This is a genomic window from Lentzea sp. NPDC006480, from assembly GCF_040611995.1.
Classification (GTDB): Bacteria; Actinomycetota; Actinomycetes; order Mycobacteriales; family Pseudonocardiaceae; genus Lentzea.
Window position 1 is genome coordinate 21,114 of record NZ_JBEXPJ010000004.1, and the last position, 23,801, is coordinate 44,914.

24 protein-coding genes are annotated in these 23,801 nt (G+C 68.8%); 13 read left to right on the forward strand and 11 right to left on the reverse strand.

Going from position 1 to position 23,801, the window contains the following annotated elements:
• Positions 1-61 precede the first annotated feature (61 nt).
• The 4 genes from ABZX92_RS02880 to ABZX92_RS02895 all read left to right on the forward strand — a co-directional run bounded on the left by ABZX92_RS02880 (position 62) and on the right by ABZX92_RS02895 (position 4,683).
• On the forward strand, positions 62-2,893 hold the full coding sequence (locus ABZX92_RS02880; protein ID WP_355553047.1) for a nitrate- and nitrite sensing domain-containing protein: 2,832 nt from the start codon (positions 62-64) through the stop codon (positions 2,891-2,893).
• Positions 2,890-3,312 (forward strand): roadblock/LC7 domain-containing protein, encoded by a 423-nt coding sequence (locus ABZX92_RS02885; RefSeq protein WP_030468876.1) that lies wholly within the window; start codon positions 2,890-2,892, stop codon positions 3,310-3,312. The genes ABZX92_RS02880 and ABZX92_RS02885 overlap by 4 nt, the downstream gene beginning before the upstream one ends.
• Positions 3,313-3,329: 17 nt before the next feature.
• Entirely contained in the window at positions 3,330-3,926 is a 597-nt protein-coding gene (locus tag ABZX92_RS02890; protein ID WP_355553050.1) for an ATP/GTP-binding protein, read from the forward strand.
• Between the two features lie 238 nt (positions 3,927-4,164).
• Positions 4,165-4,683 carry a snapalysin family zinc-dependent metalloprotease gene (locus ABZX92_RS02895; protein WP_355553053.1) on the forward strand — a complete coding sequence of 173 codons (519 nt, stop codon included), beginning with the start codon at positions 4,165-4,167 and terminating at the stop codon, positions 4,681-4,683.
• A 25-nt stretch (positions 4,684-4,708) separates the two neighbouring features.
• Here the strand turns inward: ABZX92_RS02895 and ABZX92_RS02900 are convergent, their stop codons facing one another.
• From ABZX92_RS02900 to ABZX92_RS02920, 5 genes are all read right to left on the reverse strand, one after another.
• Positions 4,709-6,547, reverse strand: coding sequence for a diguanylate cyclase (locus ABZX92_RS02900; RefSeq protein WP_355553055.1), 1,839 nt, complete (start codon positions 6,545-6,547; stop codon positions 4,709-4,711).
• Positions 6,547-7,347, reverse strand: a complete 801-nt coding sequence (locus ABZX92_RS02905; protein ID WP_355553058.1) for an SAM-dependent methyltransferase — start codon at positions 7,345-7,347, stop codon at positions 6,547-6,549. The genes ABZX92_RS02900 and ABZX92_RS02905 overlap by 1 nt, the downstream gene beginning before the upstream one ends.
• A gap of 99 nt (positions 7,348-7,446) precedes the next feature.
• Positions 7,447-7,890: a hypothetical protein gene (locus tag ABZX92_RS02910; RefSeq protein ID WP_355553061.1), complete on the reverse strand. Its 444-nt coding sequence runs from the start codon at positions 7,888-7,890 to the stop codon at positions 7,447-7,449.
• The gene (locus tag ABZX92_RS02915) at positions 7,868-8,485 is read right to left on the reverse strand and encodes a sigma-70 family RNA polymerase sigma factor (protein ID WP_355553064.1); all 618 of its coding nucleotides are present in this window, start codon (positions 8,483-8,485) and stop codon (positions 7,868-7,870) included. The genes ABZX92_RS02910 and ABZX92_RS02915 overlap by 23 nt, the downstream gene beginning before the upstream one ends.
• A gap of 54 nt (positions 8,486-8,539) precedes the next feature.
• Positions 8,540-9,424 (reverse strand): S8 family serine peptidase, encoded by an 885-nt coding sequence (locus tag ABZX92_RS02920; RefSeq protein ID WP_355553067.1) that lies wholly within the window; start codon positions 9,422-9,424, stop codon positions 8,540-8,542.
• Between ABZX92_RS02920 and ABZX92_RS02925 the strand changes: the two genes are divergently transcribed.
• Both ABZX92_RS02925 and ABZX92_RS02930 read left to right on the forward strand, forming a co-directional pair.
• Positions 9,413-9,733 carry a hypothetical protein gene (locus ABZX92_RS02925; RefSeq protein ID WP_355553070.1) on the forward strand — a complete coding sequence of 107 codons (321 nt, stop codon included), beginning with the start codon at positions 9,413-9,415 and terminating at the stop codon, positions 9,731-9,733. The genes ABZX92_RS02920 and ABZX92_RS02925 overlap by 12 nt on opposite strands.
• Before the next feature lie 80 nt (positions 9,734-9,813).
• Complete coding sequence (locus ABZX92_RS02930) at positions 9,814-12,402, forward strand: CHAT domain-containing protein (protein ID WP_355553073.1); 2,589 nt, start codon at positions 9,814-9,816, stop codon at positions 12,400-12,402.
• A 1-nt stretch (position 12,403) separates the two neighbouring features.
• Here ABZX92_RS02930 and ABZX92_RS02935 read toward each other — a convergent pair whose 3' ends face one another.
• Positions 12,404-13,177 (reverse strand): hypothetical protein, encoded by a 774-nt coding sequence (locus ABZX92_RS02935; RefSeq protein WP_355553076.1) that lies wholly within the window; start codon positions 13,175-13,177, stop codon positions 12,404-12,406.
• A gap of 70 nt (positions 13,178-13,247) precedes the next feature.
• On the opposite strand from ABZX92_RS02935, the gene ABZX92_RS02940 reads away from it, so the two are divergent.
• Entirely contained in the window at positions 13,248-14,783 is a 1,536-nt protein-coding gene (locus ABZX92_RS02940; RefSeq protein WP_355553079.1) for an FAD-binding oxidoreductase, read from the forward strand.
• Here ABZX92_RS02940 and ABZX92_RS02945 read toward each other — a convergent pair.
• A complete protein-coding gene (locus ABZX92_RS02945; protein ID WP_355553082.1) occupies positions 14,764-15,036 on the reverse strand; it encodes a YggT family protein in 273 nt (90 codons plus the stop codon). The genes ABZX92_RS02940 and ABZX92_RS02945 overlap by 20 nt on opposite strands.
• A gap of 84 nt (positions 15,037-15,120) precedes the next feature.
• Here ABZX92_RS02945 and ABZX92_RS02950 point away from each other — a divergent pair, with 84 nt between their 5' ends.
• From ABZX92_RS02950 to ABZX92_RS02970, 5 genes are all read left to right on the forward strand, one after another.
• On the forward strand, positions 15,121-15,450 hold the full coding sequence (locus tag ABZX92_RS02950) for a TfoX/Sxy family protein (protein WP_355553085.1): 330 nt from the start codon (positions 15,121-15,123) through the stop codon (positions 15,448-15,450).
• Positions 15,451-15,609: 159 nt separating this feature from the next.
• On the forward strand, positions 15,610-17,934 hold the full coding sequence (locus ABZX92_RS02955; protein ID WP_355553088.1) for an immune inhibitor A domain-containing protein: 2,325 nt from the start codon (positions 15,610-15,612) through the stop codon (positions 17,932-17,934).
• Between the two features lie 10 nt (positions 17,935-17,944).
• Entirely contained in the window at positions 17,945-18,391 is a 447-nt protein-coding gene (locus ABZX92_RS02960) for a nucleoside deaminase (protein ID WP_355553091.1), read from the forward strand.
• A gap of 43 nt (positions 18,392-18,434) precedes the next feature.
• Positions 18,435-19,121 carry an SDR family NAD(P)-dependent oxidoreductase gene (locus tag ABZX92_RS02965; protein WP_355553094.1) on the forward strand — a complete coding sequence of 229 codons (687 nt, stop codon included), beginning with the start codon at positions 18,435-18,437 and terminating at the stop codon, positions 19,119-19,121.
• A 32-nt stretch (positions 19,122-19,153) separates the two neighbouring features.
• Positions 19,154-20,224, forward strand: a complete 1,071-nt coding sequence (locus tag ABZX92_RS02970; protein WP_355553097.1) for a pentapeptide repeat-containing protein — start codon at positions 19,154-19,156, stop codon at positions 20,222-20,224.
• Here ABZX92_RS02970 and ABZX92_RS02975 read toward each other — a convergent pair.
• Genes ABZX92_RS02975 through ABZX92_RS02985 form a run of 3 tightly spaced genes read right to left on the reverse strand, consistent with a single transcriptional unit; the run spans position 20,175 to position 22,394 of the window.
• The gene (locus ABZX92_RS02975; protein WP_355553100.1) at positions 20,175-20,537 is read right to left on the reverse strand and encodes an STAS domain-containing protein; all 363 of its coding nucleotides are present in this window, start codon (positions 20,535-20,537) and stop codon (positions 20,175-20,177) included. The two genes, ABZX92_RS02970 and ABZX92_RS02975, sit on opposite strands and share 50 nt — an antisense overlap.
• A gap of 25 nt (positions 20,538-20,562) precedes the next feature.
• Positions 20,563-21,327, reverse strand: a complete 765-nt coding sequence (locus ABZX92_RS02980) for an iron-containing redox enzyme family protein (RefSeq protein WP_355553103.1) — start codon at positions 21,325-21,327, stop codon at positions 20,563-20,565.
• A complete protein-coding gene (locus tag ABZX92_RS02985) occupies positions 21,327-22,394 on the reverse strand; it encodes a glutamate--cysteine ligase (RefSeq protein ID WP_355553106.1) in 1,068 nt (355 codons plus the stop codon). Before ABZX92_RS02985 ends, ABZX92_RS02980 begins: the two co-directional genes overlap by 1 nt.
• A gap of 49 nt (positions 22,395-22,443) precedes the next feature.
• Between ABZX92_RS02985 and ABZX92_RS02990 the strand changes: the two genes are divergently transcribed.
• Complete coding sequence (locus ABZX92_RS02990) at positions 22,444-23,367, forward strand: DNA topoisomerase IB (RefSeq protein ID WP_355553109.1); 924 nt, start codon at positions 22,444-22,446, stop codon at positions 23,365-23,367.
• Here ABZX92_RS02990 and ABZX92_RS02995 read toward each other — a convergent pair.
• Positions 23,354-23,779, reverse strand: a complete 426-nt coding sequence (locus ABZX92_RS02995; RefSeq protein ID WP_355553112.1) for a DUF4383 domain-containing protein — start codon at positions 23,777-23,779, stop codon at positions 23,354-23,356. The genes ABZX92_RS02990 and ABZX92_RS02995 overlap by 14 nt on opposite strands.
• Positions 23,780-23,801: the final 22 nt, after the last annotated feature.

Consider the following 23,801-nt stretch of genomic DNA (forward strand, 5'->3'; position numbering starts at 1 on the left):
CGCGTTTTACTCCAAGATCCACCAGGTTTGCAGCTATTAAACGGGGCGGGGAGTGTTGACGGTGCGCGGTCGTGAGGACCAGCGGGGCATCGACCGGTTTCGTCTACGCAACTGGCGGCTGCGGAGCAAGCTCGCGGTGGTGTTGCTGGTTCCGGCTCTGAGCACCGCGACGCTCGCGGGCCTGCGCCTGAACACCCAGCTCGACGACGTGGAGCTGTTCGGCACCGTCCAGCGCGAGCTCGCCGTGAGCCACCAGGCCGCGAAGGTGGAGAACGCGCTGCAGGTCGAGCGCGACTGGGCTGTGCAGTGCGTCGGCGCCGGCCGGCAGAACGCGTGCCCGGAGCACGCCGCCCGCACCGGCCTCACCGACACGGAGCTGGGCAAGTACCGGGACGCGGGCGCGACGACCACCGCGTTGAGCGCGCCCCTGAAGGAAGCGTTCGGGAAGTCGCTGCAGTCGCTGGACGGTCTGGCGAGCTTGCGCGTCACGATCCTGAGCACCAAGTACCCGGACATGGCCGTGATCGGGGCCTACAACCAGATCATCGCCGCGCTCGGCCAGGTGCACCGCGCCGCGATCTCGAGTCTCAGCGAACCGGCGATCGTTCCGCTGGTCGCCGCCGCGCAGGCGCTGTACCAGGCCCAGGAACAGGTCGGCCAGCAGAACGCGATCCTCACCGCGACCGCGCTGCGCAAGGGTTTCGCGCCCGGCGGCACGGACGAGCTGCGCGCCGCGCAGTCCCGGCTGGACGCGGCGCTGAACGAGTTCAACGACGTGGCCTCCGCCGCGAACCAGCAGAAGTTCCAGGACAAGGTCTCCGGCGCCTCGGTCGACGGCCGCAACCGCCTGGTGAAGCTGGCGCTCGCGCAGGACGCCGAGAACAAGCCGGTGTCGATCCCGGACACCGAGGTCCTCGGCGTCGGCGAGGACACCGCGAAGCTGCTGCGCGAGGTCGCCACGGACCTGGAGGGCCAGGCCGACGCCACGACCTCGAACCTCGCGAGCATCGCGCGCACCGACGCGTGGCGCGACGCCGGGCTCGTCGCCGCGTCGCTGCTCATCGCGTTCGGCCTGATGGCGATGGTCGCGCAGTCGATGCTGCGCCCGCTGCGCGTGCTGCGCCGCAGCGCCCTCGACGTCGCCCGCAACCAGCTGCCAGAGGCCATCCGCCGAATCCGTTCGCACCGCGACCCCGAACGCGCCGCGGAAGAGGCGATCGTGCCGGTGCCGCTCAACACGACCGAGGAAGTCGGTCAGGTCGCGCGGGCGTTCGACCTGGTGCAGCGCGAAGCCGTCCGCCTCGCCGTCGAGCAGGTGGCCCTGCGCGCGAACGTCAACGACATGTTCATCAACCTGTCGCGGCGCTCGCAGGCGTTGGTGGAACGCCAGATCAGTGTGATCGACCGGCTGGAGCAGGACGAGCAGGACCCGGACCACCTGGCGTCGCTGTTCGAGCTCGACCACCTCGCCACGCAGATGCGCCGCAACAGCGAGAACCTGCTGGTGCTCTCCGGCACGACGGTCAACCGCCGCGTCACCCGCCCGGTCGCGATCGCCGAGGTGCTCGGCGCCGCGGTGTCCGAGGTGGAGAAGTACGCGCGCGTCCAGATCGCGCCGACGCCGGACCTGATGGTGCAGGGCCGCGTGGTCAACGACCTCGCGCACCTCATCGCCGAGCTGCTCGACAACGCGACCGCGTTCTCCAAGCCCACCACCAAGGTCACCGTGCGCACGATCGAGACCCGCAAGGGCGAGGTCGCGATCCGCATCCACGACCGCGGCGTCGGCATGCAGGACGCCGACATCGCCGAGTCCAACGCGAAACTCGCCGAGCCGCCGGAGGTCGACGTCTCGGTGGCCCGCGAGATGGGCCTGTACGTGGTCGGCCAGCTCGCCAAGCGGCACGAGATCCGGGTGACGCTCGCGAACAACGACGACATCGAAGGCGGTGTCACCGCCCAGGTGATCCTGCCGATCTCGTTGCTGCACAAGGGACCCGCGCCCGCGCTGCCGTTGCCTCCCGCGGCCACCCCGGTCGAGACCACCAACGAGGGTCTCGCCGGCGTGCCGAAGTGGACGCCGGAGCACCCGGTCCTGCTGTCCTCCCCGGCGGAGTCCGACGAGCCCTCCGGACGTCACCGCATCGAGCAGACGTCCGCGGACGGCCTGTTCACCGCTCGCGTCGCGGCGTCCGAGGAGTCCGCTGAGGACGGTTACTCGTACGAGCCGCCGCTGGAGAAGCCCGCCGAGCCCGCCGACCCGGCCACCGAGATCTTCCCGGCCATCAGGGACGACGTCGAGGAGATCGACGCCGACAGCCTGTCCCGGTGGTTCCAGACCCCGGCCGCCACACCGCAGCGACCGGCCGTCACCGGAACCGCGGTTGCCGGGTCCGCGGTCGCCGAGGCCACGGTCGTCAACGCCACACCTGTGAGCTCCACAAAGGACGTTCCGGCAGCGGAGCCGGGACACGACGAGTCCGAACCCTCCACGGTGAACGGCCTGCCCAAGCGGCAGCGTTCGGTGGAACCTTCGAAGTCCGAGGCACCAACGGCGGTGCCGCGCGCGGTCGCCGACTTCGCCGAGTCCGACTGGGGATCGGCCGACGAGGGCTGGCGAGCCGCCGGTGCGCTGGAAAGCAGCGTGCCCGCACAGACGACGGAGAACGGCCTGCCCAAGCGCGTCCCGAAGGCGCGCCTGGTCCCGGGCTCCTCTCCCAAACCGTCGTCACCCGTTCCCCAGCTGGCCGCCGCCGGCACCGGAGGCCGTTCCGCGGAACGGCTCCGCCAGCGGTTCGCCACGTACCAGAAGGGTGTCCAGATGGGCCGCGAGTCGCTCTTCGACTCCGCCGTCGGTGGCATCCCCGTGATCGCAGAAAGGGAACACCAGTGACCACCGCGACTGAGGAACTGGACAACTTCAGCTGGCTGGTCGAGGACTTCGTCAGCAGGGTCGCCGGTGTCGCGCACGCGATCGTCGTCTCGGCGGACGGTCTGCTGCTCGCCTCGTCGGACCGGCTCCCGCACGACCGCGCCGAACAGCTGGCCGCTGTGTCGTCCGGCCTGGTTTCGCTGAACCTCGGCGCGGCGCGTTGCTTCGAGGCGGGTGAGGTGAAACAAACCGTCGTCGAGATGGAACGGGGCTATCTTTTCCTGATGTCCATCAGCGACGGGTCCTGCCTCGCCGTGCTCGCCGCGCCCAACTGCGACATCGGGCTCATCGGTTACGCGATGACCCGGCTGGTGGAGCGGGTGGGTCTCCAGCTGACGCCGGAGATCCGTGCCCAGCTGCACGTTTCCATGCGCGCCTGAGTAGAGAGAAGCTCCCCATGAGCAACGGTGCTCCGGGTCGTCCCGGGTCACCTGGGGTCGACCTGACCGCGACGTCGGCGAAGATCGTCGTCGCGGGAGGGTTCGGCGTCGGTAAAACGACGTTCGTCGGCTCGGTTTCCGAGATCACCCCGCTGACCACCGAGGCCGTCATGACGCAGGCCTCGGTCGGTGTCGACGACCTGTCCGCGGTGCCGGACAAGGTCACCACGACGGTGGCCATGGACTTCGGCCGCGTGTCGCTGGACAAGGACCTGATCCTCTACCTGTTCGGCACGCCCGGACAGCACCGGTTCTGGTTCATGTGGGACGACCTGGTCCGCGGTGCGATCGGCGCCGTGGTCATGGTCGACACCCGCAGGATCGACGAGGCGTTCGCGCCCATCGACTTCTTCGAGGACCGCGAACTCCCTTACGTGATCGCGGTGAACTGCTTCGACGGCCTGATGCACCACCGGGCCGAGGAGGTGCGGGACGCGCTGACGATCCCGTCCTCGGTGCCGATAATTCCTTGCGACGCACGGAACCGGCAGTCGACGAAGCAGATCCTGATCGCGCTGGTGGAGCACGCGCTGCGGCAGCCTTCGTTCGCCTGAACCGCCTCATCTCGGTGACGCCCTCTGGACCATCAGATCCAGGGGGCGTCAACAGTTATACCCCTCTTCCGGCGGCGGTCTGTTCGTGGCTCAGGAACACGAAACCGCAGCACCGAGGCGTTCTTCCTACCAACGCACTGGACCGTGCCAGTGCTGATTGACACTTGACTCTTCTTGTGCGCCAACGCTTCGGCGATACAGTCGGGGAGCAATTACCCTGCATTGCGAGGAGATTCCTGTGTTCCTGCGCAAAACAATTGCTGTGCTGGCAGCGGCGGCCGCCCTGTCAACGGTCTTCGCCGGCACCGCACAGGCTGTTCGTCGTCTCACCTACGACTCCACGGGTGCGGCTCAGTACGAGTCGGACATCACGGAGGCCGTGAAGGTCTGGAACTCCAGCGTGAAGAACGTCCAGATCGCGAAGGCTCAGCCCGGTACCCGCGCGAACTTCACCATCGTGTCGGACCCCGGCTGGCCGCGGGCCCAGCCGACCTCGCTGGGCAACGGCAAGATCTGGATGGGCAAGCAGGCGGTCGACCAGGGCTACAACAGGGTTCGGATCGCCGCCCACGAGATGGGTCACATCCTGGGCCTGCCGGACGTCAAGCCCGGGCCGTGCTCCAGCCTGATGTCGGGTTCGACCGGTGGCATCCAGTGCCCTAACACCAGCCCGAACGCGGCGGAGAAGAGGCGCGTCGAGCAGCTCTTCGCCGGCTCCGCCAAGGCTGACCTCGCCGAGGTCGTCGACGCGGCCTGACCGCGACGGTGGGCCTCCCGGGAACTCAGACCGGGAGGCCCACCGCCAGGTCCACGCCCAGCGCCTGCAGCTCGTCCCGGTCGCCCGGCCCGCCGATCACGTGCACGCCCGCCGATCGCAGCAACGGCACCATGAGCGCCAATCCCTGCCGCGCCAGCCGTTCCGAGGGCGCCGGCGCGAGCCGCACACCCCACACCGGGCTGCGATCCACAGTGGACAAACCGGCGAACCCGCCGCCGAACTCGTGCAGCAACACGTGGACACCCATGTCGTGCAGCACTTCGAGGTTCTCCTCGCCGTCCGGCATCGCCCGCACGTCCAGCGCCACGAACAACGACGAAGCCGGGAAAGCACACGCGCGCAGGTTCGACCGCACGTGCGCCGCCAGGTCCGGGTCCCGTGACTGGTCCCGGGACAGCCTGATCAACACCGGCTCGCCGCGCGAACACGCGTCGTGCAACACCATCTGCCCCAGGCGTGCAGCCAGGCCCAGCGCGTCGGCGTAGGCCACCACGTCGTCATGCCGCGAAACGCCCCATCGCACGGAAGCCTCGACGAAGGCCAGCGAGCCCGACACCCACGACACCGGCGCGTACTCCACGGAGATCTCGCCGTTCTCGAAGGCACCGGGCATGGCCGCGATCCGCGCGAACCGGGCACGATCGGCCACGTCCGCCTCGTGGTCGTAGAACGCCCACTGTCTCTTGCCGCCGGTCTCGGCACGCCGCAACGTCGAATGCGCCCGCCGCAGCACCACGTTCGGGTCGACGCCGGGCCCGGCCGCGTGCACGAACCCGATGGACGTCGACACCGCGACGCCCGCGCCCTCCAGGTACACCGGCTCGGAGAGTTCCTCGTCGATCATCGCGGCGAGTGCGGCCACGTCCGGCGATCCCTGGATCAGCACCACGAACTCGTCACCGCCGACCCGCGCCACGACGGCGTCCGGCAGCGCGACCCGCAGCCGTCGCGCGACCTCGACCAGAACCGCGTCGCCGGCGACGTAGCCGAGTCCGTCGTTCACGATCGTCAGACTGTCGACGTCCAGGTATCCCAGCGTGTACTGGGCACCGGACGCCAGCGCGGACTCCAGCTTGTCCGTGAACGACGAGCGGTTCGGCAGTCCGGTCAGCAGGTCCGTCAACGACTGGCGCCGCAGCCACTCCTGCAGCATCCGCTGCTCGGTCACGTCCTCGATCAGCGCGACGAAGAACTTCGGCAGCCCGTCCGACCCGCGCAGCACCGACAGCACGACGTTCGCCCACACCGTGTCGCCGTTGCCGCGAGTCAGCTCCCACTCGCGCCGATCAGTGTCCACAGAGGACGCGATCATGCGCGAGCACGCGGTCGCCAGCTCCAGCGCGTCGGCCTCGGTGAAGAGTTCCTTCGGCATCTCCTCGTACCCGAGCATCGAAGCCAGCGCGTCGTTCGCTTCGACGACGGTGCCGAGCAGGTCGAAGATCGCGATGCCCGCCGCGGTCGACGCGAAGACCTGGGCGAACCTGGCCTCGCTGTCGTGCAGGTCGCGCTGCGCGTCCTCGACGGCCTTCAGCAGCGCGTTCTTGACCTTCTCCTGCTCGGCGAACAACTGGTCGCGCGTCGCCCGCACGTACCCGGCCGCGAGCGCGCCGAGCACCTCGGGCGGGAACTCCGGCGCCAGCACCTCCAGCGTGCGCCGCAACGAGTCCGGCCCGGTGAAGCGCCTGCGCACCAGCCACTCGCCGATGGCGATCGCGGCCTGCCCAGCACGCAGCCGGGCGGCGTGTTCGTCGAGATGCTGCGTCAGCTTCCGCCGAGACATCGGCGAGTACGAGCTCTCGATCAGAACAGCCGCCCAGCGCTGTGCGAGGGGCGAGGGAGTCATCAGGGCTTGCGGCCCACCGCGGCGTAGAGGTTCGCCTTCGCCGGGTCGTCGCCGACGTCCTCGGGAGTCTCCGGCCGCCACTGCGGCGTGAACACGATGCCGGGCTCGATGATCTCGGTGCCCGCCAGCATGTCCGCCACCTGGGCCTTGGTGCGCGGGGTGATCGGCTCCGCGGTCTTCGCGAAGATCTCCCTACCGGCCGCCATGGCCGCCGGCATGCTGTCCGCGGTGAAGTGCGACAGCGCCAGGTACGAACCGGACGAGAGCGCTTCCACGTAACGCGACAACACGCCCCACGGGTCGTCGGAGTCCGGGATGAACTGCAGGACGCCCACGACCAGCAACCCGATCGGCTGGGAGAAGTCGAGGTGTTCGCGGGCCTGGGCGACGACCTTCTCCGGCTCGCGCAGATCGGCCAGCAACGCCGTCACGTTCGGCTCGTCGGCCAGCATCAGCTCGGCGTGCGTGATCGCGACCGGTTCGAAGTCGACGTACACGATCTTCGACTCGGGAGCGACCTCGTGCGCCACCTCGTGCACGTTGCCGACCGTAGGGATGCCCGAGCCGAGGTCCAGGAACTGCCGGATGCCGAGGTCCGCCAGCTCCAGCACGGCCCGGCGCAGGTAGGCGCGGTTGAGCCGCGCCATGCCGCGCACCGGCAGCACCTTGATCAGCGCCTCTGCCGTCTCGCGGTCCGCTTCGAAGTTGTGCCCGCCGCCGAGCAGGTAGTCGTAGATCCGGGCGGAACTCGGCACGTCGACGTTGACACCTTCCGGCACCCAGCTGACTCGATCGACCACAGCGGCACACCTCTCGCGACGCGAATTCGGAGCGTCGACAACCCTACTGGCCGCAGATGTAGGCCGAACGAATGAATTCCACTGTCACTCGAATGGTGTTCAGAGGATAAACCAATCGGTGCAACCGCTGGCGAACCGGAACTTCACCGGTCCGCGCGGTGCCATCCCCATCACGAACATCCCCAGTTCGTCGACGGCCGCCGTTTCGTGGTCACCGGAAGGCGTCACCAGCGTGACCGAACCGGTGGCCGGCATCAGCTGACCGGTGATCCCCGCCGCCGACACCTCGACCTGCAACGCCACGTCGTGCGCGTCGAACACCAGCTGCCTGGCCGTCGCGGTGGACCTGGCGCGAGCGAACAGCGTGTCGTCCAGCACCGAGTCGTACGACGTGATCAGCAGCAGTTCCTCGTCGATGTTCCGCCAGGTGAAGGCGGCCTTCGCGGCCTCCACGAACTCCGGCGGGACTTCCTCGGAAGGTGTGCTCAACGCGTCGCGCAAGGCGTCGAGCAGTACTTCGTCACTGTCCCAGTCGTGCCGCACCCAGCACACCTCCTCTCGTCGCCGGCCCTCCCAGGAACGCTGAGAGAGCAGGGGTCTTGCGCAGCTTCTCCAGGCAACGTATCCGCGTCGGGCCGATGCTGCCGACCGGCATCGCGAGCTCTTCGCTCACGACCTGGTAGCTCGGCGGCGGGTCCGTCATCAGCTTCGTCAGCAACCGCTTGCACTGGTCCGTGAGCTCGGCGAACCCGTCCCGCAAGGCCTGCCGCCGCTCCACCGCCAGCAGGTCGGACTCCACGTCCGCGTCCAGCTGCTCCGACTCCAGTGCATCGGACTCGGACAACGGGTCGTAGAGGTGCGTCCGCTGCTGCACGCGCAGCACGCGCAGACACTCGTTGCGGGTGGTCGTCATGATCCAGCCGGGCAGCGCCTCCGGCTCCCGGAGCCGGCCGATCTGCTCCACGAGCCGAAGCCACAGCGTCTGGTTCACGTCGGCCGCGTCCGCCGGGCGAAGCCGGTGCTTGTAGATCACCGACACCACCAGCGGCGTGTACCGGTCGACGATCTCGTTCCACGCCGACTGGTCGCCCTCGGCCGCCGCGCTCACGAGCGCGGCGATCGGGGATCCTGCGGTCACGTCGACTCCTTGCGGTCACAACTGGCGGAGGCCGAGGTTGCTCCCCAGATACAACTATTTGACGAAAACTCCGTAGCCGGGGGCGAACTCCGGCTCACTCAACAGTTTGTCACGTGCCTGAGCTGCGGTGATGCCGTCCGAGGCCATCGTGGCGGCGATCCGGCCGGTCACCAGGGGCGCGGCGAACGACGTGCCGTACCAGTAAGCCCACAGCGCGAACGGCGTAGAGGACTCGCCCGGCAGCTTCCACTCGCCCTTGAGGTAGGTCGACGCGCGGTTGCCGATCGCGCAGGCATCGACCCAGTGGCCCCAGTTCGAGTACCAGGCAGGGATGATCGCGCCGTCCTCGGTCTGCTCCGCGGCGGCGACCGCGGTGACCCCGCACAGGGCGGCGGGCCAGCTCGGCCGCTGCGTGCCGGAGTTGCCCGCGGAGGCGACCACGACGATGTCGTCCGGCAGGGCGTCGATCGTGCGGCGAAGGGGTTCGGACGCCACGTCGTCCTCGGTGAAGCAGCCCAGCGAGAGGTTGAGGACGTTGATCTTCTTGCGGCCCAGCTCGGTGATCTTGCGGCAGAGCCGTTCCTCGTCGCCGAAGCCGTTGGCGTCGAGCGCGATCTCGGGGTCGAACGTGACGCCGGGCGCGGCGCCCTGGATCACGCCCGCGACGAACGTGCCGTGCCCGCCCTGCAACGCGAAGACGTCCCCGTTGCTGAAGGCGGGGTCGACGTCGTCGGCCTCCTTGGCGTAGCGCTCGGCGAACCACTCGGAGTGGTCGCTGTCGGCGCCCTGGGAGATGCCCGTGTCGATGATGCCGACGCGGACGTCCCTGAGGCGCTCGTCCATCTTGGGCGCGCTGATCGGGTCGGTCGGGTAGGGCCGGTCGCCGGGGTTGCCCATCACCAGACCGCCGTGGCCGACGATCACGTGGTGCGGCTGCACGAGTGGCACCCGCTGATTAGGCCAGTTTCGTTGATCTCGCAACAATCGAACGATGCGGGGAATCTCCTCCGCGTTGTTCGGCAACGTCAGCCGGGCCATTCCGGCGAATCCTTCGCCGGGGCGCGCGACGATGTTGTTTTCCCGCAGCTTTTCGATCACGCGTTGCTGATCCTCGGCGCTGACCAGCAGCTGGCCGGGCCGGTAAAGGAATTCACGCCCGCGTTCGGCGTGGAAGCTGATGTTCTTGTCCTCGGCGATGAGCTGCAGAAAAGCTTTTTGGTAAAGCTCCGCGCTTTCTGGCGTTTTTGACACCACGGCCTCACTAAAGCAGCGTTGACGGGCACCCCGACCGAGCTTGATCAAGCTACCACAGCGGATAAAGTGACGCCGTGACCGACTTTTGTGCGGCGGACGCGCTGGAGGCCAGGCAGCGCAACCCGCGTGCGGCCGTCGAGATGGCCCGCGCGGTCCTCCGCACGACGGAAGATCGCGCGGAATGGTCGATCGCCGAGCGGGCGATCGGTCTCGCACTGCGCGAGATGCACGACTTCGCCGGCGCGGCACGGCACCTGCGCCGGTCCATCAAGATCGCCGTTGATGCCTCGCTGCCGCGTTTGTCCGCTCTGGCGCAGATGTCGCTGGCGTGGGTGCTCGCGTACACCGGTAAGCATCAGCAGGCGTTGAAGATGCTGGACCTCGCGATGCCGGAGCTTTCCGGTGCGGACGCGGTGGCCGCGTTGATGCAGCGCGGTGTCGTCTTCCACTACCTGACCCGGTACGACGACGCGCAGCGCGACTACACGGCCGCGATCGCCGGGGCACGCCGGGTCGGCGACAAGCTCGTCGAGGCCCGCGCGCACAACAACCGCGGCCTGGTGCGCGCGTATGTCGGTGACATGCGCGAGGCCTCCGCCGACTTCGAGATCGCGGCTGCGTTGCTGGGGGAGCTGGGGCAGGAGCTCGGCGTCGCGGACGTGCACTGGAACGCCGGGATCATGGCGACCCGGTCCGGTGACGTGCCGGCCGCGCTGACCCTGTTCGACAAGGCGGAGGAGGTGCACCGGCGGCTCGACGTGATGCGTCCCGTGCTGCTGGTGAACCGGCTGGAGCTGCTGGTGTCGGTGCCGCTGCTGGACGAGGCGCGCGTGGCGGCCGATCGGGCGATCACCGAGCTGAAGGCGTTGAAGAACCCGCTGGGCGTGTCGGAGGCGCTGTACTTCCGCGCGCGGATCGCCTTGCTGGACGACGATCCGGACGCGGCTAATGCTTTTGCCGCTGAGGCACGCCGCCGCTTCCGGCGTGAGCAGAGGCTGTTGTGGGCTGCCGGAGCGCGGTACCTGGAGCTGCACGCCGCCGTGCTGCGCGGTGACCGGACGCGGCCGTTGCGGCTGGCGTTGTCCCGCGTGGCCGCCGAGCTGGACGCGATGGACTGGCGGTTGCCCGCTCTGGAGGCCCGGATCGACGCCGGGCTGGTGGCGGCTGATCTCGGCCATCGTGCGCGGGCGGTGGCGGAGCTGTCCGTCGCGGCTGCTTCGCGGTTGCGCGGTCCAGCGGGGCTGCGGGTGCGTGGCTGGTACGCGGAAGCGTTGCGGCGCAAGCTTTCCGGGGATGTCCGGGGGACGTCGGCCGCGCTGCGCCGGGGGATCGGGTTGCTGGACGAGTACCGGGTCTCGCTGGGTGCGGCCGAGCTGCGGGCGTCGACCGGGGTGCAGGGGCAGGCGCTGGCGCTGGAGGGGCTGGGGCTGGCCGTGGCCTCCGGGAACGCGGCCAGAGTCCTGTCGTGGACGGAGAGCTGGCGGGCCGGGGCGTTGCGGATGAAGGCCGTGTCGCCGCCGGATGATCCACGTCTTGAGGACGCTTTGGCGTCGTTGCGCGCGGTGTCGGCGGACATCGAGTCCGCTCTGCTGGCCGGGAAGCCCGCGGGTGCGTTGCGGGTGAAGCTGGTGCGGGCCGAGCAACGGGTGCGCGACCTGACTCGGCAGATGTCCGGTGAGGTGGCGGTGTTCAAGCCGCCGTCCGTCGCCGCGCTGGGTGGTGCCTTGGGCACTGCCGCGCTGATCGAGTTCGTGGAGTACGGCGGCGAGCTGATGGCGGTGGTGCTGGCCGGCGGCCGGGCCACGCTGCACTCGCTCGGGCCGGCGGAAGGTGCGGTCCGCGAGATCCGGTTGCTGCGCTTCGCGTTGCACCGGCTGGTGACCTTGCCGCCGCAGCTGCCGAACCTGGCGGTGGCGCGGTCTTCGGCTGCTCACGCTGCTTCGTTGCTGGCTCAGCGGTTGATGGCGCCGCTGGCCGCGCGGATCGACGGGCGGCCGTTGGTCGTGGTGCCGACCGGCGCGTTGAACGGGCTGCCGTGGGCCGTGTTGGAGCGTCAGGTGACCGTCGCGCCGTCCGCCTCGGTGTGGTTGCGCGCTTGTTCCGTGGCTGACGCGTCCGGCGAGGCGGTGCTGGCCGCCGGGCCTCGGATGGCCGCCGCGCCCGCGGAGATCAAGGCGATCAGTGCGCACGTGCCCGGCCGGGTTCTGGTCGACGCCGAGGCGACGGTGAGCGCGGTCGCGTCCGCAATGGACGGTGCTGCTCTGGCGCACATCGCGGCGCACGGGTCGTTCCGCGTCGACAACCCGTTGTTCTCGGCGCTGGAGCTGGCTGATGGGCCGTTGACCGTCTACGACATCGAGCGCTTGCACCAGCCGCCGACCCGCGTGGTGCTGTCGGCTTGTGACACCGGGCAGTCGGCGGTTCGGCCTGGCGATGAGTTGATGGGGTTCACGGCGGCACTGCTGAGCCTGGGCACTCGGACGTTGATCGCGCCCGTGGTGCCGGTGCCGACCGACGGGACGGCGCCGGTGATGGTGGAGCTGCACCAGAAGCTGGCTGCCGGGATGGCGCCCGCCGAGGCTTTGGCGGCGGTGCAACGGGCTGCGGTCGACGACGCTGCTTACGCTGCGGCCGTTGGCTTCGTGTGCTTCGGGGCGGGCTAGGTCACTTCAGCGGGCGCTTGGAGAGCAGTGCGCCTTCGGCGGTGCAGGTCTTGGTGACCTCCGGTATGTCAGAGGGGGTCTGAACCTCGACTGTGACGGTGCCGTCCGCGAGGCGGGTGCCTTCGAGGCACTGGCCTTTCGTGCCGTCGGCGGTGATACCGATGCCGCCGTTGTCGACGAACGCGTCCAGGGTCGGTTCGCGCCAGGGCTGCCCGTGCTCGTCGATCGGCAACTGTGGCAGCTTCGCGCGCACCGCACCGAGCACCTCGTCGCGGTTGGGGGCGGATGGGAGCGCGGATAAAGCCGCCTTGAAGGCATCCTTGTAGTTGTCGGGCACGCCGCCGTGCTTGATGCCCGGCGGGAGCAGCGCCGGCGCGCCGGGTGGGCACTTGACCCGGGAGGGGCCGCTGTCGAGGCCGTAGTAGTCGAACTCCACGCGGTAGCAGGCGGTGATGGCGTCCTGGTGGGACCACAGGGCGGTGTGCTCGTCGTGGTGGATGCGGATGACCAGGCGCGAGCTGGGCTGGTCGGTGTCGGTGAGGCGGTTGCCGATGTCGGTGTACTCGATGACGTCCCAGCCGCCGCACTGGCTGTACGGCTCCAGCTCGCGGCGTGCGAACGACGCCGCGCTGTCCGGCACCGGGTATCTGGCGAGGCACTCCGCCGAGCGGTCGGCATCGTCGTCGGTCGCCCCGTCGCCTTCTGGTCTCAACGCGATGTAGGCGAGCGTGGCCAGCACAGCCGCGATCAAAGCCACGATCCCCCAGGGCTTCATGGACGCGACGCTAGTGCTTTCCGGTTCCAGGTATTCCAGAACTGCGACGTTTCGCTTATGGTTGCTCGGCATGACAACGAGGTCGTGGTGGGGCTGGGGCAACGTCGAGGACGCCGTCACCCCGCAGGAGCGTGACGCGCTGGTCGCTCGGGTGCGGGCGGTGCTGCCGGACGCGGACCTGACGTTCCACGCCGCGCCGGATCCCTCGTCTTTGGACGTGCCACCGCCTCGGGTCTCTCCACCTGGTGATCTCTACTCGACCGACGTGCTCGACCGGCTTTCGCACGCCCGCGGTCAGGCCTACCGCGACGTCACGCGGAACCTCTCCGGTGACGTCGGGCCGTTGCCGGATGCCGTTGCGCGGCCACGTACCGAACAGGACGTCGTCGACGTGCTGGACTGGTGTTCCTCGGCCGGTGTCGCGGTGATTCCCTTTGGTGGCGGCACTTCCGTGGTCGGCGGGGTGGAGCCGCGAGAGCTGGACCGGGTGGTGACGCTGGATCTCTCGTTGCTGGACCGGGTGCTGGAGGTCGATCCGGTGTCCCGTGCCGCGCGCGTCCAGGCGGGTGTGTTCGGGCCGTCGCTGGAGGCGCAGCTGAAGGCTTCCGGGCTGACGTTGCGGCACTTCCCGCAGTCGTTCGAGTTCTCCACACTCGGCGGCTGGCTCGCGACCCGCGCCGGTGGCCACTACGCGACGCTCTACACGCACATCGACGACCTGACCGAGTCGCTCCGAGTCGTCACTCCCGCCGGCGTTTCCGAGTCGCGGCGGTTGCCGGGTTCAGGGGCCGGTCCGTCGCCCGACCGGCTGTTCCTCGGTTCCGAGGGGACGTTGGGCGTGATCACCGAGGCGTGGATGCGGTTGCAGTCGCCGCCGGTGTTCCGCGCCGGGGCTTCGGTTCGGTTCGAGTCGTGGGAGCGCGCGGTCGAGGCGACGCGGTCGATCGCGCAGTCCGGGCTGCATCCCGCCAACTGCCGGCTGCTGGATCCGGCTGAAGCTTTTCTGAACGCCGGTGCGGCTTCTTCGGTGCTGGTGCTGGCATTCGAGTCGGCCGACCACCCGGTGGACGCGTTGCTGGCGCGGGCTGTGGAGCTGTGCGGCGACGGCGAGGTCATCGAGGGAGCGGCGTCGCAGTGGCGGAAGTCGTTCCTGCGCATGCCTTATCAGCGCGACGCGATGGCCCAGCACGGGATGATCACCGAGACGTTCGAGACAGCGTGCACCTGGGATCGGTTCGCCTCGTTGCACGCGGCGGTCGTTGAGGCGGCGACCTCCGCTTTGCGAGCGGTGTGCGGCGTCGGCATCGTGACGTGCCGCTTCACTCACGTCTACCCGGACGGCCCGGCGCCCTACTACGGCATCTACGCGCCGGGGCGGTGGGGGAGCCTGACCTCGCAGTGGGACGAGATCAAGGCCGCGGTGTCCGAGGCGTTGATCTCGGCGGGCGGCACCATCACGCACCACCACGCCGTGGGCCGTGATCACCTGCCCTGGTACACCCGCCAGCGGCCGGACGCGTTCGGTCTGGCGTTGTCCGGTGCCAAGGCCGCACTGGACCCCGCGGGCGTGCTGAACCCTGGCGTCCTCATGCCACGATCGACCTGAGGATCAACGCGGCGATGAACACGACCGTGAACGCCAGGTCCAGCCCGAACCCGCCGAACCGCAGCGGCGGCAACACCTTGCGCACCGGCGCCAACACGGGCTCGGTCACCGCGTGCGTCACCCGGCGCACCTTCCACACCCAGTCGCCGCGGGCCTCGAGCGTGATGGCCCAGTCGACGATCATCCGGCCGATCATCACCAGGATGAACAGCGTCAGCAGCCAAAAGAGCACGAAGCCGACCAAGCCGAACAAGATGGCCTCCTAATGTCCTGTATGTCCATGAAGCCACACGAAACTGAGAGGCGCCTGGCAACTCGCTGAGACAGTATTCAGCCCATGGCTTACGACGAGGGCCTCGCCCACCGCCTGGGTGACGTGCTGGGACCGCTGCCGGGCGTGGTGGCCAAGAAGATGTTCGGCGGCGTGGTGTTCATGTGGAACGGAAACATGCTGGTAGGCGTGATGGGCACGGACCTGATCGCCCGCGTGGGCCCCGAAGCGCACGCCGACGCGCTGACCGAGCCCGGCGCGCGGGTGTTCGACTTCACCGGCCGGCCGATGAAGGGCTGGGTCGTGGTGGACGGCGCGGCTGTGTCGGAGGACTCAGCGCTGGACGACTGGATCGGGCGGTGCCGCGACTTCGTGGAGGCCCTGCCGCCGAAGTGAGCCTCCTGGAGCGTGTCCGCGCGCACAGGCTGTCCGGCCCACGTCGATGAAGGGAACCTTGCCGCCTGCGGGCTGTCCGGTTAGTCCCGACTTTCGGACGTGTTGAGCCGCAGATCAGCTACGTAGCGTGCCCTCCGGATCCGAGAGGGGACGAACAACGTGCGAAGACTATTGGCGGGAGCAGCGGCGCTCACGCTGCTCACGACCGGCCTGGTGACACCGGCCGTCGCGGTGCCGGCGCAGCAGCCAGAGCCGCAGGTGCGGCAGCAGTCCGACGAGCAGCCCCACGAGCTGGAGCTCAAGCGCCGCGCGTTGAAGCAGCAGGCGCTGGCCGAGGTGCTGACTGGTGAGGCCAAGACCGAGAAGCGCGGCACCAGCACCGTCGCGAAGGTCGGCAAGAAGCAGAACAAGGACCAGTACGTCGAGCTCAAGCGCGAGAAGACCGACAAGATCTTCGTGATCCTGGCGGAGTTCGGCAACGAGCGGCACCCGGACTACCCGGACCGCGACACGAACCCCGCCACGCCGGGGCCGCAGCGGTTCGACGGGCCGGCGCACAACCAGATCCCCGAGCCGAACCGGGCCGTGGACAACACCACGATCTGGCACCCGGACTTCAGCCAGAAGTACTTCCAGGACCTGTACTTCAGCCGCAAGAAGGACGCCAACTCGGTCGCGAACTTCTACGACAAGCAGTCGAGCGGCCGGTACACGGTCAACGGTCTCGTCACGGACTGGGTCAAGGTCAAGTACAACGAGGCGCGCTACGGCCGCAGCAACGGTTACCCGTGCAACGAGAACATCTGCAACAACTCGCGTGAGCTGATCAAGGACGCCGTCACGCAGTGGGTCGCGGACCAGCAGGCCGCGGGCAAGACCACCGCTCAGATCAAGGCGGCGCTGGCCGAGTACGACCAGTGGGACCGCTACGACTACGACTCCGACGGCGACTTCAACGAGCCCGACGGGTACATCGACCACTTCCAGATCGTGCACGCGGGTGGTGACCAGGCCGACGGCGACCCGTTGCAGGGTGAGGACGCGCTGTGGAGCCATCGCGGGTACGCGTTCAAGAACTACTCGACCGGCCCCGGCACCAACAAGCTCGGCGGCGCGCAGATCGGTGACACCGGCATCTGGGTCGGCGACTACACCGTGCAGCCCGAGAACGGCGGCGTCAGCGTCTTCGCGCACGAGTTCGGCCACGACCTCGGCCTGCCGGACCACTACGACACCGCGGGCGGCTCGAACGGCGTCAACTGGTGGTCGATCATGGCGCAGAACCGGGTGAACGCGCCCGGCGAGGCTCCCGGTGAGCGAGCCAACGAGTTCTCCGCGTGGGACAAGCTGCAGCTCGGCTGGCTCGACTACGAGGTCGCGGTCGCGGGGCAGGAGAAGGTGTTCGAGCTCGGTCCGCACGAGTACAACACCGCCAAGGCCCAGGGTCTCGTCGTGGTGCTGCCGGACATCTCGAAGTCGTTCGACTACGGCGCGCCGTTCGCGGGCACCAAGATGTGGTGGAGCGACAAGGGCAACGACCTCGACAACTCCATGACCGTGCCGCTGGACCTGCGCGGCAAGACGTCGGCGTCGCTGAGCATGAAGGCCCGCTACGACATCGAGGTGGACTACGACTACCTCTACGTCGAAGCGTCCAATGAGGACGGCAGCTGGACGCAGCTCGACGGCGTGGCGAACGGGCAGCCGTTCCAGCGCGACTCGGCGAACGCGCCTGCGCTGAGCGCGTCGTCCGGCGGGCAGTGGGTCGACCTGAGCGTCAACCTGAACGCCTACGCGGGCAAGAACACCAAGCTGCGCCTGGCCTACCGCACCGACGGCGCCCTGGCGCTGCAGGGCTTCTTCGCCGACGACATCACCGTGACCGCCGACGGCGCCCCGGTGCTGACGGACGGCGCGGAGGCGGCTTCCCCGTGGACCACGCGTGGGTTCCGCACGACGGTGGGCAAGGAGACGAAGGCGTTCGACCAGTTCTACATCGCGTCGAACCGCACCTACGAGTCGTACGGCCAGTACAACAAGACCGGCCCCTACCGCTACAGCTTCCCGGACAAGCCCGACTTCGTGGAGCACTTCGCGTACCAGGACGGTCTGCTGGTGTCGCTGTGGAACACCTCGTTCCTCGACAACAACGTGAGCGAGCACCCCGGTGAGGGCCTGATCCTGCCGATCGACGCCAACCCGGCGCCGCTCTACAACCTCGAGGGCGCCAAGTGGTCCGTGAGCGTCAGCGGCTACGACGCGCCGTTCGGCCTGCAGAAGTCCGACTCCTTCACGCTGCACGTCAACGGCAAGGCGTCCTACATCCGCGGCGCGGCGGCCCAGCCGACGTTCGACGACACCAAGCAGTTCTGGTTCGCCGAGCAGCCGAACGCGGGCGTGAAGCTGCCCGCCGTCGGTGTCGGCCTGAAGGTTCTCCGTCAGTCCGGCACGTCGATGACGGTGAAGTTGTTCAAGACGAAGTAGTTTCAGCTGCATGACTGCTGCTGAGGACATGCTGGCCGTCGCCGTCGAAGAGGCGCGGATGGGACTCGCCGAGGGCGGGATCCCCATCGGCGCGGCACTCTTCGACGGCGACGGCCGTTTGCTGGGCCGGGGTCACAACCGCCGCGTGCAGGACGGCGACGCCTCCATGCACGCGGAGACCTCGGCCTTCCGCAACGCGGGCCGCCAGCGCAGCTATCGCGGCACCACCATGGTCACGACCCTCTCGCCGTGCTGGTACTGCAGCGGCCTGGTGCGCCAGTTCGGCATCTCCCACGTGCTGATCGGCGAGGCCACGACGTTCCACGGCGGCCACGACTGGCTGGCCGAGCACGGCGTCGGCATCACGGTCGTCGACGATCCTTCGCTGATCGAGCTGATGACCACGTTCATCGCCGAGCGCCCCGAGCTCTGGTACGAGGACATCGGCCAGGACTGAATCTCTTTGCCGTGGAGTGCGCTCCAGGTCTTAGGTTGCAGGTATGTCTTCCGTCCTGATCACCGGCGCCAACAAGGGCCTCGGCCTCGAAACCGCTCGACAGCTCGTCCAGGCAGGCCACGATGTGTGGCTGGGCAGCCGCTCCGCCGAACGTGGCGAAGAGGCGGCCGCCGCCGTCGGCGCCCGGTTCGTGCAGATCGACGTCACCTCGGACTCCTCTGTCGCCGCGGCGGCGAAAACCGTGGGAGAACTGGACGTGCTGGTCAACAACGCCGGCATCGCTCCGGAGTGGACGGAGTCGGGCGTGGTCGGGGCCGGGGAGCTCACGGCCGAGCTGATGAAGGAAACGTTCGAGGTCAACCTGTTCGGCATCGTCCGCGTCCTGCACGCCTTCCTGCCGCTGCTGGAACGCTCCGCCGCGCCGGTCGTGGTGAACGTGAGCAGCCGCCTCGCCTCGCTGGCCACGGCCGCCGAGGGCAGCGGGTATCCCGGTGTCGCCTATCCGGTGTCGAAGGCCGCGGTCAACATGGTGACCGTGCAGTACGCGAAGGCGTTCCCGCGGATGCGGATCAACGCGGTCGAGCCGGGGTTCACCGCCACCGACCTGAACCGGGGTAGCGGCCGGCAGACCGTCGAGCAGGGTGCCGAGATCATCGTGCGGATGGCGCAGATCGGCCCGGACGGCCCGACCGGTGGCTACTTCGACGCCAACGGCACCCTTCCCTGGTAGCGCCGCGGGTGTTTCGCGCGACCCTGTAGGGCATGACGACCAAGAAGCCCATGTCGCCCTGGACGATGCCGGTGGTCGCGGTCGCGATCCTGCTGCTGACGACCGCGGTGCTGGTGACGCTGTGGACGTGGGTGAACGGGCAGGCGTGGACCGATCCGGAGAAGCGCACGCTGGCGCAGCTCGACGTGGTGAAGGTGGCGTCCGGCATCGCGCTGGGGGGCGGTGGCCTGTTCACCCTGTACCTGGCCGCACGACGGCAACGCCACCAGGAACAGGCTCAGGCCGACACCAACGCGGACGCGGAAGCCCGCCGGATCACCGAGCTGTACACGAAGGCCGTGCAGCAGCTGGGCGAGCCGCAGGCGCCGGTCCGGCTGGGCGGGCTGTACGCGCTGGAACGGCTGGGCCAGCAGCACTCCGACATGCAGCAGACCATCGTCGACGTGCTGTGCGCCTACCTGCGCATGCCTTACACACCGCCTGAAGATCCGAGCGTGCAGGTCGAGGCGCAGCAGGAACGGGAGGTGCGCCTCACCGCGCAGCGCATCCTGGCCACGCACCTGCGTCCGAACAACATGGGGATCTACTGGGGGCAACGGCGGATCGACCTGACCGGGGCGGTGCTCATCAACTTCACCCTGAACAGGTGCCGGCCGTGGGCCGCAACGTTCGACGGGGCGCGGTTTCTCGGCGAGACCGACTTCAGAGACGCGGAGTTCAGGTGGACCACCTCGTTCGCCGGTGCGTCGTTCGAGGGGCGCACCCACTTCCAAGAGGCGGCGTTCGGCTACAGGACCGAGTTCGAGCGTGCCTCTTTCGGCCAGTTCGTGTCGTTTCAGCAGGCGTCGTTCTTCGAGGTGTCGTTCAACGAGGCCGTCTTCTCCGGAAGCGCTGACTTCGGCGAGGCGTCGTTCGAGGGCCCGGCAACGTTCCGCCGAGCCGCGTTCAGCAGCGCTGTCTGGTTTACCGGGGCATCGTTCGCTCAGGTCCCCGGCTTCGACGACAAGTCGTTCTCGGACCTGCCGATGTTCGAAGGAGCGTCGTTCAGCGACGTCAGGACGGGTAGCGCTCCGCCGCCTCGTCCACCGACCCCAGAATCGTGAACACCGAACCCAGCCCGGTCGCCTCGATCGGCCGCAGCGCCGCCCGCGACGACGCCACCACGACGAAGTCCACGTCGGCCATGGCCGCTCTCTGCTGCCCCAGCACCAAGGCCTCCAGCCCGGCCGAGCCCAGGAACTTGACGCCCCCGAGGTCCACCACGATCGCACGGGTTCCGGACACCACGTGGGTGTTCAGCGGTGTCGTCAGCTCGCTGCTGGAGGTCGTGTCGAGCTCGCCGGACACGTGCAGCACCACGACATCGGGTGCGATCCGGTCGACGACGACGGAGGCCAGAGCGGTGGGGTCGGGCACGGTTCTCCCTTCGGAACAAGCTTTGCTAACAGCCCACGTTAACCCTGCCCTGCGAGACCAGCCAACGCCCCCTCAGCGAGGTGCGGCCCGCCTCCAGACTCGCGTGGACGTGCTGGGTCAGGCGGGCGTGCAGCTCGTGGCACGCGGTGAAGCCGAGGCGGACGTCCTCCGGCGGGCACTGGACGGGCAGGAGCTGGGCGAACGGGTCGCCGCCGATCGTGTCGACCGCGGTCAGGAAGCCGACCAGACAACCCACGAGGCGCTGGTGGAGGCCGAACAACGACAGCGCGTTCACCAACGAGAGCGTCAACGCGGGCATCTCGTCGACGGCCACCGGGTCGATGTCGCGCAGCGTCACGGTGAAGAGCACCGAATGTGTGCGCTCGGACCGCCTGCCGTAGGCGTCGCCCTGGATGTCGCGCAGCACCGAGCGCATCTCGCGGCGCGGCTGCCAGAACGCGTGGTGCTTGCGCAGCTCGGCCGCACCGTCGGACGACAGCGGCGCCGGCTGCGTGGTCTCGGACAACGAACGCAGCGACGACTCCCACCGCGATTCCAGCGCCGCGTGGAACTGGGCGAGAGAGGAGTTCTCCTCCCAGCCGGGGGCGACGTCGTCGAAACCGCGCATCCGCAGCTCGTAGCAGATCCACAACGACAGCTGCAGGTCGTCGTCGAGGAAGCTCTCCCTGGTGCCGCCGCTGACGAGCAACGCCGGGCGCGGGGCCGGTGGCCGGCGAAGTGCGGCGACCAGAGCGGAGCTCATGTGGCCGCGGGGTGCGGGCAGGCGCATCAGGTGTCCTCACGCGTTCGGGCGATCAGCATGTCCACAAGGGACTCGGGGTCCGGGCAGCGTCGTTGCCGAGCGGCACCGCTGCCGTTGTGGCGCAACCAGTCCAACTGCTGCTCCACAGTAGACAGAGTGCCGCGATCGCGCAGCGCGACCGCAACGTGCTCAACGAGCTCTGCTGCCCGGTCGAACGCGGGGGAGAGTTTTCCGGTGTGTGGATCGGCGGCCAGTCCGTCGACCCCGTCGCGCGACGCCCGCCAATATGCCGCTCGCAGCACGGGATCGTCCACCCTCTGTTCGGAGGGTTCCGTCACGACGAGGGCCCGGATCAGCTCCGCGAGGACGGCTACTTCCGTTGCCAGCTGCGGAATGTCCGCAACGCGCACTTCAACCGTCGGATGATCCTGCGACGGCCGCACGTCCCAGTACACCATCGCCCGGTCCAGCAACGCCTGCGTCGAGATGATCGCCTCGACGGTGCGGTCGTAGTGCTCGGGGCCGTCCCACGACGGCGGCGGTCCGCTGACCGGCCAGCGCGACCACACCATCGACCGCCAGCTCGCGTACCCGGTGTCCTCTCCCTCGTAGACAGGGGAGTTCGCACTCAGCGCGAGCAGCGTCGGCAGCCACGCCCGCAACTTGTTGGACGCCGCCAGCGCTTCTGCCTTGTTCTCCACACCCACGTGCACGTGCAGCCCGCATGCACCCTGCCCGATCACGAGTCTTCGGTGGGAGTACTCGATCTGGTGATACCTGGGGTCATCCGTTCCGGGCGGCGGACCGGCTTTCCCGATCGGCGGCATGCCCGTCGCGACGAGCCGGCACCCGGCGGCGTCGGCCGCGTCGACCAGCACCCGCCGGGCACGCCGGACCTGGTCGGAGAGCTCTTCGAAGGAGCTGGTGACCCCGGTCGCGATCTCGATCTGGAACGGCGTCAGCTCGCCCTGGACGTCCAGGTCACCAGGCGCGCGAGAGATTTCCCGGACTCGGGGCGCCAGTGCTACCGGCCGCCGCGACTCGGGATCAACAAGAAGGAACTCTTGTTCCACACCGACCGTGTAGTCATTCATCGGCGAGCGGGTACCCGCCTTTCGTGCTGATCAACCACGAGGTGGCCACATGAGACTTCGCCGCAGCGTCCCGTCCGGCCCCGGCTGGACGCGCGTGAAGCACGGCAAGGGCTTCCGGTACCTGGACGCCCACGGCCGGCCTCTCACAGCGGACGACGTCGCCAGGGTGAAAGCCCTGGTCATCCCGCCTGCCTGGCGGGAGGTCTGGATCTCCCCGCACCCCAACGGCCACATCCAGGCCATCGGCTACGACGACGCGGGCCGCCGCCAGTACCTCTACCACGACAAGTGGCGCATCGACCGCGACGCCGAGAAGTTCGACCGCGTGCTCAAGCTCGCCCCACGCCTGCGGGGCTTCCGCGAGCAGATCGAGCAAGACATGAGGACGCGCGGCCGCAAGCGGTTGCTGGCCATCGCCCTGCGCATGCTCGATCTCGGCGTCTTCCGCGTCGGCCACGAGCAGTACGCCGAGGACAACGGCACCCACGGCGTCGCCACCCTGCTGTGCGAGCACCTCAGCGTGCGCGGCGACCGGGTCAGGTTCCGGTTCCCCGCCAAGCACGGTGTCGAGATCGACGAGGAGATCACCGATCCGAAGCTCGCGCGGGCCGCCCGCTCGCTGCTCAAGGACCAGACCCCGGACTGCCGCGTCTTCGACCTCACCGCCGACGACATCAACGAACGCTTCCGCGAGCTGGTCGGCGACGAGTTCAGCGTGAAGGACCTCCGCACCTGGCACGCGACGGTCCGCGCGGCCGAGGCGTTCGCACACGCGTTGAAGGAACGCGGCAAGCCGTCGAAGCGCGCGATCAGTTCGGTGATGAAGGAAGTGGCGGAACACCTGGGCAACACGCCGGCGGTGGCGCGAAAGTCCTACGTGGACCCTCGCCTGGTCGAGGCGTTCGAGAGCGGCCAGGTCATCGGCAACGGTGATCCGGAACGGGCGGTGCGCAAGCTCCTCAGGCAGCTTTGACAGCCGCGGCCCGGTCGCACTGCCGGCACCACGCCGCGCCCTGGGCCGCCGCCAGCGCGGCGAACCCGGCGAACAGGTGCAGCGCGTTGCTGCCGGGATTGACGTTCAGGAAGTTCACGACCTGGTCGTCGTACCGGGCCAGTCCCAACCCGAAGATCACCAGGAACAGCATCGCGGTCAGCAGCCCGACCCCGCTCAACGCCTTCAGCCGAGGCGCGGCCAGCAGCAGCGCGGCACCGAACACGACGTGCAGGGTGTTCTGCAGCGGATTGACGCGCAGCAGCAGAATCGAGGTGTCGGACTCTCCGGCGAAGGACGAGAAACCGGTCACGAAGAACCCGGCCACTCCCCAGGCCACGAGCAGGGCGCCAGTGCTGATCGCCAGCTTCTGGGGCCACCGCAACCGGTTCATGCCACCAGTATCGCGAAAACCG